Raw genomic sequence first — 11,752 nt, 5'->3', positions numbered from 1 at the left:
ACTGAGATGGATAGGCGCAACCTAAGTATTAAAGATTGAAACATGGGTAGCAAAGTATAGGGGGGTCATGCGGTACTTTTAATCATAGTAATTTCCATAGATAGCCTAACATTTTCCAATAACCCATAAAATCCAATAATATGAAACGTATAAGCTATTTTCCGATGATTAAAAAACGAAGATTTCTCTACCACTTGCTATCCCTTCTATGGGTTGGTTGTTCCTTGGTGTCTTGCAGCACTGACGATGAAGGCCCAGATTGTTCCTTACAGGGTACAAATTTTTCCGTTTCCGAAATTTCTGGGAACTGGACAGCAACCGAAGCAAGTTTTTTCAACATTTCTACAGAACCAATTCAGGTGGTCGACGTTGTGGCCGAAGGTGGTACAGTTACACTATCAATCCAATCCAATGGTAGGTTTACCCTTAACATTGCAGAATCTGATGGATCTAACACCCGTTTTTCTGGAGATTTATGTTTTGATGAGGATCTTTTGGTGGTACGGTTTGATGGGGATGCCGCTGATGATTATGAATTTTTTCGAATAACATTCAACGGAACAAATAACTTAACTCTTGATGGACCGGCAGAATTTGATTTTGACGACAATGGCACCCCGGATCCAGCGGAAATAAGCCTAGCTTTGGTTAGGAGTTGAAACCGGTTTTCATAAATCGTTGATTCAATTCAACCAAAAATAATGTCCGTTTATTCCATATGGTAGTATCTGCCCATGGATTGGCAATATCTAGTCCTACATCCAAAGCTTGATGTTTATTTATAGCTCCTCTATCTGCGGATTAATTCTAATAAGTTCTTTTATAAAGCCCTCTTTGTCTTTTGGTGAAACCAAAATACTACTATGCTTATTGTAGATAATATTAAGTCGATCTAGGGATGCTGCGGGAGAACTGATCCAACTATTACTTTTGGCCACTATTTTTATGGTGGATATTTCAATCTTCCATTTGAATAAAACCCCTACTCTTATTACCAAGTTATTCCCTTCGATTACATAGTAAATCGAGAAAAACACATAAAGCACGAATATCAAGGTAAATAGATTAATACCTAAACCAAGTAAATTACCCTGCGAAATTATTGGAATAGTGGTGCCAATAATTACGGCAAGAACAAATAACAGCAACCCATAGCTAATCTTTGAAGGATATCTCTTCATCCGAGTCAACGTTTTCCTAAAGATAATCCAAAACGAATCGATTCATTTAATCAAGTATCAAAATTGCTGACTATGGGTAATTTTCGTATCCGCTTTCCTGTAGCGGCAAAAATGGCATTGGTCAGTGCAGGTATTGCCGGAGGTAAAGGTGGCTCTCCCAATCCACGTGGTGGTAGGTCATTTTTAATAAACTCAATATGTATTTCAGGGGTTTCATTCATCCGCATCCACCTATAATTATGAAAATTGGATTGCTCGGTAGCTCCATCTTTAAATGTGATTTCTCCATAAAGTGCAGCGCAGAATCCTTCTAAAATAGCTCCTTCAACCTGCGCTTTGGCACCGGATGGATTCACCACAATTCCACAATCCACTACTACATCTACCTTAAGAATATTTACCTTGTTGTTTTCCAATACATCCACCGTTACCACTTCAGCAATAAAAGATCCTGACATTTTACGAGCAGCAAAACCTCTACCCTGCCCTTCGGGCAGTGAGGTGTCCCAGTCGCTATTCTTTCTGACCTTTTCAATTACTTGAATGAATCTTGCGTTATCAAATTCATACTCGCCAACCACCGGTACCATTCGAGCTGGACCTATAAATTTCAGGAAGTAGTCTATAGGATCCATATTGTTTTTAAATGCCATCTCATCCAAAAAGCTTTGGATGGGAAATGCATTTGCCCCAGGTGCTACAGCCCGCCATTGCCCCAAGGGCACATCGCTTAAGACATGTCCATATTCAAATTGTAGATTTGGAACGAATCCTGCCGGAAACTCATATTCATCAATTTCGGTCCCTGCTGGTCTCCCTTCACGACCTAAGGATGTTTTCCGTGAGGCATTGGCCAAAATATGTTGCCATCCTGTAACCATTCCATCCTTATCCAGTGTAGCAGTCAATTTTTGAACACTCCCAGGTCGATACCAATCATGTTTTGTGTCTTCTTCCCTGGTCCAAGTCAATTTAACTGGCTTTCCCATTTCCTTGGACAAGATTGCTGCATCCATGGCATAATCCACATAATATCTTCTTCCGAATGCTCCTCCTGCCCTAGGCAAATGAATTTTTATCTGTTCCGGCTTTAAGTCAAATAGTTTAATCAAGCCTTCTTGTAAAGCTTCTGGGTTTTGTGTCGGTGCCCAGACTTCACAGACCTCATCACCAAAATCCACAGTACAATTCATGGGCTCCATGGTTGCATGTGCCAAAAAAGGAACTTCGTATACCTTTTCTAAGGTGGAAGCAGCCTCCCTTTTGGCCAAGGCAAAATTGCCGTCTTCCCTTTCTATGGAAGTATTGGAGAGCTGGGCATGGAAACGGTCAAATATTTCATCGGTGTTTTCCTTTCGTGATTCCGTATTATTCCATACTACCTTTAGTTTTTCCGCACCCTTAAATGCGGCCCAAGTTGAATTGGCAATGACCGCCACGCCATTTACAAAGTTTGGGCTATTGGGTCCTATGAGTCTACCTCCATATTTTTTATTATCTAGTTCAAGTACCTCAATTACACCTTCCATGGCTTTTGCTACTGTGGAATCAAACTCAGAGATGCCACCATCGAATACCGGATTCTTTCGAACTGTGGCATATACCATTCCTGGTCGCTTAATATCGATGCCGTATTCCATTTTTCCGGAGACCATCTTATCCAAATCGACTTGAGGAATGGGCTGACCAACTATAGTATATGAATCACTTGGTTTGAATTCGATTTCATCGGGCAATGGTATTTGTGCAGCTTCTTTCACCAAATCCCCAAAAGGAATGGATTTACCCGAGGCTTGGTGAACAACAGATCCATTTTTGCTGATTAATTCCGCTGCCGGAAGTTTTAGCTTTTGGGATGCCACCGTAATAAGGGCAAATCTGACCTGGGCCCCTGCGGTTCGCATTAAATCCCAATTCAAGATTACAGCATAGCTGCCTCCTGCCCATTGCTCATCATATTTTTCATTGAAATCTCCTTGGATGACCTTCACTTTTTTCCAATCGGCTCCCAATTCTTCCGCCAAAATCATTGGTAAAGATGTTTTGACACCTTGGCCTATTTCAGGATTTTTAGCGATTAGTGTCACCTCTCCTTCCGTATCAATGGTTACAAGCGGTAAAAATTCGAAGTTTTTTGCTGGTGTCTTTCCAGTCACGCACGATTGAAAATGCACCCCAATCACAAGAGCACCACTTGCGGATGCTGTTAGTTTGATAAAATTTCTTCTTCCAAGTGTGTTTTTCATTTTCCTACTTGTTTTATTTCCTTGCCTTCAATCACCTTATAGATTTGGTTGCTGACTAGATTTGTCGCTTTTTGTTTTGTGCCATTGGGCCATATGAATTCAACCTTGGCAATTTCCTGAGACGCCAATCCAAAGTGGATTTCCGGTGCATTTTCACTACCGTAACCCGTTTCTCTAACCAGATATCTTGTTTGAACGGTACCGTTTGAAGCAGTTAGTTTCACCCAACTACCTATTCCGTAACTGTTTGATGCTATTGCGGAGAGTTGAAAAACGACCCAATTATCTCCTTGTTTTTGATTGATGTAGCAGTCGTTGGGTTCGGCCTCTCCTCCCCAATTGCACACATATAGATCCAGATATCCATCCCGGTTTAAATCCCCCGAAGCCGTACCTGCGGAAATGTGCCCCTCAATTGCCGGCAGTGAATTGTACATTCTTTTAAATGCATGATCGGGATGGCCTGCAAAAAGGAAATTTTGAATTTCAGGATAACCCTCAGTTCCGTTGGCAACATAAAGATCTTGGCGACCGTCATTATTAAAATCGCCCCATGTTTGTCCTTTTGATGGTCTTCTTACCTCATAAGTAATCCCATTTTCCGTAATTTTTTTGAAAACTCCTGAACCTGAATTTTGATACAATGCATTTTCATCAGAGATTGAGACATTTGTAACATACATATCTAAATCCATATCAGAATCATAGTCCACAAAAGAAACTCCATAAGAAGCATTCAGTTCTTCTACCAAATCCCCTTCTGTCTGCTCTATAAATTCCCCTTTGGGTGAATTCCAATACAGATAGTTTCGGTGTTTGCCTGTAAATTTTCCATTGTTTTTAACCACAAAGTTCGCTACATATAGATCAGGGAATCCATCTCCGTTTAAATCTCCCCATAAGCAAGCTCTTCCATCTCCATTGTTATTTATCCATGGTCCAGAAGCAGCTTTTTTAAACTTTCCGCTACCCATATTGATATACAGATTATCGTCTTCGCCATCTCTATTTACCACAAAAACATCCATGTCCCCATCCAAATCATAATCACACCAACATGCTCCCGGCGAGTTGGTCAGATCACTTGTCAAATCTCCTGCATTTGAAGCTGAAAAGTTGCCTTCTCCATTATTTTCATAAAGCAGGTTGGGAACACCAAATTGGGTGGTGAAAAAAATATCCAAATCACGGTCATTGTCTACATCAATCGTATGAACAGATTCACTCCAGGCCTGGACTTTGTTTTCAGCAATTGGAATTCTTCCAAACTTGTTTCCATTATTGAATAGGATCGTATTTCCCAACATTAAGGTAGAATCTACCTGATTGGCCACAACAATGTCAAGCAAACCATCTGCATCCAAATCTGCAATAGACACACCTCTAGAACCTTGAGGCTGGCCCTCTAAATCCAATTTTTTGAAGGAAAAGTCCTGGGCAAATACTCCAGGGACACAGCAAATGAACAAAAGGAAGATAGCTACACGCATTATTTGTTCATTTTGTTTGATGCCAATTTTACCGCCTTCTTGACTCGTCCATAGGTGCCACATCTGCAAATATTTCCCGAAAGTGCAGTGTTTATGTCCTCATCAGAAGGGTTAGTATTTTTGGAAAGTAGTGAATAGGTACTCATGATCTGTCCAGATTGACAGTAGCCACATTGCGGCACGTCCATCTCCATCCAAGCCATTTGAATAGGGTGGTCGCTATTTTCTGAAATTCCTTCAATGGTGGTAATTTCTCCTTTTGTTGCCGACTCAACTGTAAGCGAACAAGACCGTATTGGATTACCATTGTGCAGTACCGTACAAGCTCCGCATAGCCCTTGTCCACAACCATACTTTGTCCCTGTGAGCTCTAAAACATCACGAAGTACCCATAGCAAAGGAGTATCAGAATCAGCAATTACCTCTTTTCTTTCAAAATTTATATTTAGCGCATACGATGGCATACTATTTTTCGTTTTTTGATTTTGACTGAAGAATTTGATGGATTATTCCAACACTTAAACTTACCCCAAACGGTAGAAGAAAAATGGGTTTTGCAGTAAACTGACCTATTTTTGTCAGCGAATTGACTTAATACGTTCTATCCTTAAAAAAGTGCGTGATGTCTTTGATAAAACTTTTGCTCACTCTCCGTTTCGTGCCGTCTTTCATAATGACCTCAAGAGTACTTCCGGTTCCTCTTGCAAGCTCGGATACGAAGTCCACATTGATAATGGTAGATCGATGGATTTTTTTGAAGGTTTCGGCTGGAAGTACATCGTAGAATGATTTCAAGGGTTTTCGCATTAGAAAAACACCCTCTGTTGTAAACAATTTGGTATAGTAATTTTCTGCGGCCAACCAATGAATCTGTGCTGGTTCACAAAAGTGTTTTTTACCACCCCTGGTCAGTTCGAAAAGTACCGGAGCTTCGATTTTAGCATCTTTTTTCCACCAAAGTTTGTCAATTACAAACCATAATATTCCAAAATCAATCAACGTCCAAAACACAAAAAAGTATCGATATACACCATATTTGGATCCTGTCAAGTCCAAGTAAGGGCTAATGGTTGAACTGAGGTTAAAAAACCAACCAAAGTGCATAGCGACCCAAGCAAACCCAATTCCGATAATCAGAGCTCTTCCATAGGTAATTCGTCTAAGCTTTTCAATAAGTATTTTGAATGCCAAAAAAATTAAAATCCATGGCAACCAGATGAGCAATTGCCATAATAGAACATGAATGAGGGTAACTTGGTCTCGGGTAGCATACTCTCGCCAATAGATCAATATTCCCAAAACCATGGAAATTGTGGTTATCAGAATCAGAAAGTTCTTCGTCTTCATGTTATTTTAGTGCTACAATGGGTTTCATTCGCTACTTTTCATGATTGCCGTCAAGATAGCAAGAATCGGGTTTTGAAGGAAGGACTTTGACATTACTTTTGGAAAACAAATTTGCATTATGGAAAGTCAAGAACACATTAACTACAATCGAATAGCAAAAGCCATTGCTCATATCAATACCAATTTTAGGGAGCAACCAACTTTGGATGAAATTGCCGAAAAGGTACATTTGAGTCCATACCATTTTCAGCGTATGTTCAAAGAATGGGCGGGCATCAGTCCTAAAAAGTTTTTACAATATACCAGTGTACAACATGCCAAAAAGGTACTGGATGAAAATAAAACCACACTTTTTGATGCCGCTATGGACACCGGACTTTCGGGAACCAGCAGATTGCACGACCTCTTTATTTCCATTGAGGGAATGACCCCAGGAGAATATAAAAATGGCGGTGAAAACCTAAACATCAACTATAGTTATGCGCAAAGTCCTTTTGGATTGGTAGTTATCGCATCCACCGAAAAAGGACTATGTTATGTCGCTTTCACAAATGATGAGGAAAAGGGGCTTTATGAGCTTAAAACCCAATTTCCAGAGGCAACATATCATCAAAGAGTAGATCAGACACAGGTAAATGCGCTTATGGTTTTTGCCAATGATTGGAGTCAAATTTCAGAGATAAAACTACATCTAAAAGGAACCGATTTTCAGTTGAAGGTTTGGGAATCGTTGCTTAAAATTCCTAAAGGCCAGTTATCCACCTATGGAAAAATTGCCAAAATGATTGAAAGACCTAAAGCTTCACGGGCAGTGGGTACCGCAATTGGAAGTAATCCGGTTGCCTACCTTATCCCATGTCACAGGGTGATTCAATCTTCAGGGAATTTTGGAGGGTATAGATGGGATAGCAATCGTAAAACTGCTATTATCGGATGGGAAGCTGCACAGGTACATTAAATGGAAATTTTTAAAGAAAAGCTAGCGACAATTCCTTGGGAAAAAATCACCCAAGAATTGAATGAGCAAGGTTATGCCATCATTGAAAATGTATTGGATGACCAATACTGCATGGAACTTATAAAAGGTTTTGAAAACCACAAACTGTATCGTAAAGTTGTTGATATGGAGCGCTACCGTTTTGGCAAAGGGAAATACAAATACTTCAAATATCCTTTGCCAGATGTACTAAGTGGACTACGAAAACTTATCTATCCAAAGCTGGTTCCTATAGCGAATCAGTGGATGCACAATTTAAAAAATGACGTCATTTTTCCTAAAAACCTTTCCGAGCTTCATGCCAAATGTGCCAATCATGGCCAGGTTTTGGCTACTCCTCTCATATTAAAATACGAAAAGGGAGGTTTTAACACACTTCACCAAGATCTTTATGGTGACGTCTATTTTCCCATGCAGGCAGTGCTGTTCTTAAACGAGGTTGAAAAAGATTATACGGGTGGTGAGTTTGTAATGACCCAACAAATCCCCCGAGCGCAATCCCAAGCTATTGTACTACGTCCAAAAAAAGGATCTATGTTGTTGTTTACTACCAATCATAGGCCCATTCTCGGCAAAAAAGGGCATTATAGGGTTGCGATGAAGCATGGGGTCAGCAAAGTGCTTTCAGGAGAACGTTATACTCTGGGAATCATTTTTCATGACGCTTCCGCCTAACATGATTTCACATCAAGAGTTAACCCCTTCGGAGCTTTTCCAAGCGCTAAAACATCAAAAAATACAATGGGCTGGAAATAAGAAATTAAAAATATACGGGTTGTTGCAGTGCAAATCAGGAAAGCGCATGAAAGAAATCAATCGTGTTTTCTTCACCTCAGAAGAGGAGGCTATAGCGGAAGGTTACCGTCCTTGCGGACATTGTATCCGAACAAAATATACAGTTTGGAAAAACAATAAAGTTATATTTGGGATTAAAATCAATTAGCATGCAAACTTGGTTAAATCCCATTGAACTGGAGGGAAACTTGGTCAAACTAGTCCCTTTGGCCACCTTCCATACTTCCGCTTTGCTTGAGGCTGCTTCTGATGGAAATCTTTGGGAATTATGGTATACTTCGGTGCCTTCGGTAAAAACTGTTGAATCCTATGTTCAAACGGTCTTAAATGAGCAAAAAGCAGGTTTATCCCTTCCTTTTGTTGTGGTTGAAAAGGCCACCGAAAAAGTTATCGGAACCACAAGATACCTAAATGCAGATTCCCAAAATAGACGTGTGGAAATTGGAGCAACTTGGTATGCCAAACGAACGCAACGAACGGGTATCAACACAGAGTGCAAACAGCTGTTGCTTACCCATGCCTTTGAGACTCTGAACACTATAGCTGTAGAATTCAGAACACACTTTCATAACCATCCATCAAGGAATGCCATCTTAAGATTGGGAGCCAAACAAGAAGGCATTCTTCGAAATCATAAAATTGACCATAATGGACTTCTTAGGGATACCGTTGTGTTCTCCATCTTGGATACGGAATGGCCCGCAGTGAAAAAGTCACTTGATTTTAAAATGAAAAAGTCCTATTCCTAAGATTTTTAAGCAGTTACTTTTGTGCTTGTTGTAGAAATCTGGCAAAATTATAACTGGCCTGTTCCAAATTTTCGGAACTCCTTCTTTTAGCATCATCCAAAGTTCCAATTCCATTGATAATGGAAGTTACATAATTCAGTCCCATCGCTTCCAGCTCATCTATTGACACCGCTACCGAACCACATAGCGCCGCTACTGGAATGTTCTTTGTTTTGGCAGATTGCACCACTCCATCTATTGTTTTTCCAGAGAGCGTTTGGCCATCCAGTTGTCCTTCTCCGGTAATAATCCAATCTGCACCATCAATATCTTTATCAAAATCTGCCATTTCCTTTATCAAGTCTATCCCGGATGTCAATTCTGCATTCAAAAAGACCTTGGTCCCAGCACCCATTCCACCCGCAGCTCCCGCTCCAGGGATTTCTTGCGCATCAATCCCAAACTCTTTGTGGACAACCGCAGCAAAATGCTGAAGTCCTTCATCCAAGAATTCAACATCCACGGGTGAAGCTCCTTTTTGTGGGGCATACACATAAGCCGCTCCCTGTTCTCCAAATAACGGATTGTTCACGTCACAAGCCACTTTGATTTGAACATTATTAAGCTCAGGAAGCACATTTGAAGCATCAATTTTGACCACTTCAATAAGCTTTTCCCCTATAGGGGAAAGTTGGTTTCCTTTTAAATCTAAAAATCGGTACCCTAAGGCTGATGCCATACCCATTCCGGCATCATTAGTTGCACTTCCGCCAATACCCAAAACAATTTCCCCGGCACCTTGTTCTATGGCATGGGCAATTAGTTGACCCATCCCTAACGAAGTTGTTTTCATACAATTAAGTTCACTTTTAGTCAAGAGCTTATATCCAGAGGCTTCCGACATTTCAATAAATGCAATTCTTTTTTCTTTTGAGAAGAGGTAGCCGGATTCGATATCTCTAAAAAGAGGGTCTTTCACCATCACTTCGACCTTGGAAGCTTGCAAATAATGCTGTACCACATCCGTGGTCCCATCTCCTCCATCTGCCAAGGGCATATGTATGATGTCGGAATTTGGAAACACCCTTCGCATTCCCTTTTCAACCACATCGCAAAATTGCTGTCCGGTCAATGACCCTTTATATTTGTCTGGAGCCAAAATAAACTTCATACTTCTAAATGTAAGATTTCTTTTTTATCCATTTTAAAACGGCATGCGTTTTGCTTCCACTCTCAAAGTAATTACCTTTAAATAAATTTCATATCATGAAAAAAACAGTAACCATTTTAATATTTTTCAGCTTAGTTATGGCTTCTGCACAAACCAAAAACTTTTTAGACATCCCCTATTTAGAAACATCGGCCCGAGTGGATACTTTGGTCACACCGGATAAAATCTATTTGAACATAACCATTCAGGAAAAAGATTCGAAGGGTAGAAAGTCCGTTGAGGAACAAGAAAACAAGATGGCACAAAGTCTGCGTATGTTGGGCATCGATTTGGACAAACAATTGGTCATTAAAGACCTGAGCAGTAACTTTAAAAAGTATTTCCTAAGGCAAAAAGCCGTGCTTAAAAGCAAGCAATATTCCCTTTTGGTCTATTCAGGAAAAAAAGCCGGTGAAGTAATGGTCGCTCTAGAAAAATTGGATATTGCCAACACCTATCTTGAGAAAACTGAATATTCCAAAATGGATGAACTTGAGTTGGAACTCAAATCCAAGGCCGTTAAAAAGGCGAAGAAAAAGGCAGAAGCCTTAACAGCTCCCCTTGGGCAAAAAGTGGGTGCCGCGATTCATATTTTGGACACATCGACACCGTATTATCCAAGATATAATCAAGCTCCCAGAATGGAGATGAAAGCAATTTCCATGGATTCAGGCCAGGCTGAACCTTTGGATATTGATTTTGAGAAAATAAAGGTGGAGACTTCTGTCAACATAAAATTTGAATTGTCCAAATAAGCCTTCCTTGTTCGTCTTTATAACAAAGATGACAGTTTATGAAAATTTTATTTTGCTTTTTAGCATTCGGATTGAGTTTTGGCCATGCCCAAAACACCCTTCAGTTAAAGGAGGGACAGCAGTCGCCAAATGCCACTTTGGATGACGTCTCTTGGATAACAGGACATTGGAGAGGTGAAGCTTTGGGTGGTATTGTCGAAGAAATTTGGAGTCCTCCATTGGGAGAATCCATGATGTTTTCATTTAGACTGATCAACAATGGTAAAGTTTCATTCTATGAAGTTGGACACATACGCCAAATAGATTCCACACTCCTATTACAGCTTAAACATTTTCATGGAGATTTAAAAGGCTGGGAAACCAAAGATGAGACAATAGATTTTAAACTTGTGAACCTTGAAAAGGACAAGGTTTTTTTTGAAGGCTTGACCATGAAGAAATTGAGTGATGATGAAATTCAGGTGTATGTGGTTATAGGAAAGCATGATAGCGCCCAAGAATTGGTTTTCAATTACAAAAGATACCAATAGCGATGCAAATCCATAACGGAAAGCGTCGCGCTGACTCGTGACTCACGCTTTTCCCAATTAGAATTCTGGCATTTTGTGAAAAATGCGCGATATTGTAGTATCCTAAATCAAAAATTATGTCCGCAAAAAATTGTTTGGAATGTGGGGAAAAATTGATTGGCAGGGTCGACAAAAAGTACTGTTCCGACCATTGTCGAAACGCTTATAACAACAAACTGAACAAGGATAGCAAAAACCTGGTCAGGAACATCAACAATAGATTGCGAAAAAATTACAGAATTCTGAATAGTTTCACTTTAAAAGATGGGAAGACCACTACAACAAAAATGCAGTTGATCGATAAGGGTTTTGACTTTGAATATATCACAAACCTATACACCACAAAAAAAGGAAGCACGTATTACTTCCTTTATGATCTAGGATATTTACCATTGGATAACGACCGTTATATGATCGTCAAACGTGAATAGTCT

14 protein-coding genes are annotated in these 11,752 nt (G+C 40.0%); 8 read left to right on the top strand and 6 right to left on the bottom strand.

Features of this window, described 5'->3' with window-relative positions; genetic code table 11:
* The first annotated feature begins 140 nt into the window (after positions 1 to 140).
* Positions 141 to 659 carry a hypothetical protein gene (locus IAG46_RS12665; RefSeq protein ID WP_190810712.1) on the top strand — a complete coding sequence of 173 codons (519 nt, stop codon included), beginning with the start codon at positions 141 to 143 and terminating at the stop codon, positions 657 to 659.
* A 120-nt stretch (positions 660 to 779) separates the two neighbouring features.
* On the opposite strand, the gene IAG46_RS12660 is transcribed toward IAG46_RS12665, so the two are convergent.
* The 5 genes from IAG46_RS12660 to IAG46_RS12640 form a co-directional block, all read right to left on the bottom strand.
* Positions 780 to 1,181, bottom strand: a complete 402-nt coding sequence (locus IAG46_RS12660) for a PH domain-containing protein (RefSeq protein WP_190810711.1) — start codon at positions 1,179 to 1,181, stop codon at positions 780 to 782.
* Between the two features lie 50 nt (positions 1,182 to 1,231).
* On the bottom strand, positions 1,232 to 3,427 hold the full coding sequence (locus tag IAG46_RS12655) for a xanthine dehydrogenase family protein molybdopterin-binding subunit (RefSeq protein WP_190810710.1): 2,196 nt from the start codon (positions 3,425 to 3,427) through the stop codon (positions 1,232 to 1,234).
* A complete protein-coding gene (locus IAG46_RS12650; protein ID WP_190810709.1) occupies positions 3,424 to 4,917 on the bottom strand; it encodes a CRTAC1 family protein in 1,494 nt (497 codons plus the stop codon). The genes IAG46_RS12655 and IAG46_RS12650 overlap by 4 nt, the downstream gene beginning before the upstream one ends.
* Positions 4,917 to 5,381, bottom strand: a complete 465-nt coding sequence (locus IAG46_RS12645) for a (2Fe-2S)-binding protein (protein ID WP_190810708.1) — start codon at positions 5,379 to 5,381, stop codon at positions 4,917 to 4,919. Before IAG46_RS12645 ends, IAG46_RS12650 begins: the two co-directional genes overlap by 1 nt.
* A 127-nt stretch (positions 5,382 to 5,508) precedes the next feature.
* A complete protein-coding gene (locus IAG46_RS12640; RefSeq protein WP_190810707.1) occupies positions 5,509 to 6,264 on the bottom strand; it encodes a LytTR family DNA-binding domain-containing protein in 756 nt (251 codons plus the stop codon).
* Positions 6,265 to 6,382: 118 nt separating this feature from the next.
* On the opposite strand from IAG46_RS12640, the gene IAG46_RS12635 reads away from it, so the two are divergent.
* Genes IAG46_RS12635 through IAG46_RS12620 form a run of 4 tightly spaced genes read left to right on the top strand, consistent with a single transcriptional unit; the run spans position 6,383 to position 8,805 of the window.
* A complete protein-coding gene (locus IAG46_RS12635) occupies positions 6,383 to 7,222 on the top strand; it encodes a methylated-DNA--[protein]-cysteine S-methyltransferase (protein ID WP_190810706.1) in 840 nt (279 codons plus the stop codon).
* Positions 7,223 to 7,936, top strand: coding sequence for a 2OG-Fe(II) oxygenase (locus IAG46_RS12630; protein WP_190810705.1), 714 nt, complete (start codon positions 7,223 to 7,225; stop codon positions 7,934 to 7,936). It abuts the gene before it with no gap.
* Complete coding sequence (locus tag IAG46_RS12625) at positions 7,866 to 8,204, top strand: Ada metal-binding domain-containing protein (protein WP_368668182.1); 339 nt, start codon at positions 7,866 to 7,868, stop codon at positions 8,202 to 8,204. Before IAG46_RS12630 ends, IAG46_RS12625 begins: the two co-directional genes overlap by 71 nt.
* Position 8,205: 1 nt before the next feature.
* Entirely contained in the window at positions 8,206 to 8,805 is a 600-nt protein-coding gene (locus tag IAG46_RS12620) for a GNAT family N-acetyltransferase (RefSeq protein WP_223826675.1), read from the top strand.
* Positions 8,806 to 8,818: 13 nt separating this feature from the next.
* On the opposite strand, the gene IAG46_RS12615 is transcribed toward IAG46_RS12620, so the two are convergent.
* A complete protein-coding gene (locus IAG46_RS12615; RefSeq protein ID WP_190810703.1) occupies positions 8,819 to 9,955 on the bottom strand; it encodes a glycerate kinase in 1,137 nt (378 codons plus the stop codon).
* 95 nt (positions 9,956 to 10,050) lie between these two features.
* On the opposite strand from IAG46_RS12615, the gene IAG46_RS12610 reads away from it, so the two are divergent.
* From IAG46_RS12610 to IAG46_RS12600, 3 genes are all read left to right on the top strand, one after another.
* Entirely contained in the window at positions 10,051 to 10,749 is a 699-nt protein-coding gene (locus IAG46_RS12610) for an SIMPL domain-containing protein (RefSeq protein WP_190810702.1), read from the top strand.
* A 38-nt stretch (positions 10,750 to 10,787) separates the two neighbouring features.
* A complete protein-coding gene (locus IAG46_RS12605; protein WP_190810701.1) occupies positions 10,788 to 11,279 on the top strand; it encodes a DUF6265 family protein in 492 nt (163 codons plus the stop codon).
* Between the two features lie 116 nt (positions 11,280 to 11,395).
* Positions 11,396 to 11,749 carry a hypothetical protein gene (locus IAG46_RS12600; RefSeq protein ID WP_190810700.1) on the top strand — a complete coding sequence of 118 codons (354 nt, stop codon included), beginning with the start codon at positions 11,396 to 11,398 and terminating at the stop codon, positions 11,747 to 11,749.
* Positions 11,750 to 11,752: the final 3 nt, after the last annotated feature.

This window comes from Flagellimonas sp. S3867 (assembly GCF_014698935.1).
Lineage (GTDB): Bacteria > Bacteroidota > Bacteroidia > Flavobacteriales > Flavobacteriaceae > Flagellimonas.
Note: the sequence above shows the minus strand (reverse complement) of the source record. Positions and strands in the feature narration are given on the sequence as shown.

Excerpts from the sequence above, each read along its gene's own strand:
- IAG46_RS12605 (WP_190810701.1), top strand. The coding sequence starts at position 10,788 with ATGAAAATTTTATTTTGCTTTTTAGCATTCGGATTGAGTTTTGGCCAT.
- IAG46_RS12660 (WP_190810711.1), bottom strand. The coding sequence starts at position 1,181 with ATGAAGAGATATCCTTCAAAGATTAGCTATGGGTTGCTGTTATTTGTT.
- IAG46_RS12635 (WP_190810706.1), top strand. The coding sequence starts at position 6,383 with ATGGAAAGTCAAGAACACATTAACTACAATCGAATAGCAAAAGCCATT.
- IAG46_RS12625 (WP_368668182.1), top strand. The coding sequence starts at position 7,866 with ATGGGGTCAGCAAAGTGCTTTCAGGAGAACGTTATACTCTGGGAATCA.
- IAG46_RS12665 (WP_190810712.1), top strand. The coding sequence starts at position 141 with ATGAAACGTATAAGCTATTTTCCGATGATTAAAAAACGAAGATTTCTC.
- IAG46_RS12655 (WP_190810710.1), bottom strand. The coding sequence starts at position 3,427 with ATGAAAAACACACTTGGAAGAAGAAATTTTATCAAACTAACAGCATCC.
- IAG46_RS12620 (WP_223826675.1), top strand. The coding sequence starts at position 8,206 with ATGCAAACTTGGTTAAATCCCATTGAACTGGAGGGAAACTTGGTCAAA.
- IAG46_RS12650 (WP_190810709.1), bottom strand. The coding sequence starts at position 4,917 with ATGCGTGTAGCTATCTTCCTTTTGTTCATTTGCTGTGTCCCTGGAGTA.
- IAG46_RS12640 (WP_190810707.1), bottom strand. The coding sequence starts at position 6,264 with ATGAAGACGAAGAACTTTCTGATTCTGATAACCACAATTTCCATGGTT.
- IAG46_RS12600 (WP_190810700.1), top strand. The coding sequence starts at position 11,396 with ATGTCCGCAAAAAATTGTTTGGAATGTGGGGAAAAATTGATTGGCAGG.
- IAG46_RS12615 (WP_190810703.1), bottom strand. The coding sequence starts at position 9,955 with ATGAAGTTTATTTTGGCTCCAGACAAATATAAAGGGTCATTGACCGGA.
- IAG46_RS12630 (WP_190810705.1), top strand. The coding sequence starts at position 7,223 with ATGGAAATTTTTAAAGAAAAGCTAGCGACAATTCCTTGGGAAAAAATC.
- IAG46_RS12645 (WP_190810708.1), bottom strand. The coding sequence starts at position 5,381 with ATGCCATCGTATGCGCTAAATATAAATTTTGAAAGAAAAGAGGTAATT.
- IAG46_RS12610 (WP_190810702.1), top strand. The coding sequence starts at position 10,051 with ATGAAAAAAACAGTAACCATTTTAATATTTTTCAGCTTAGTTATGGCT.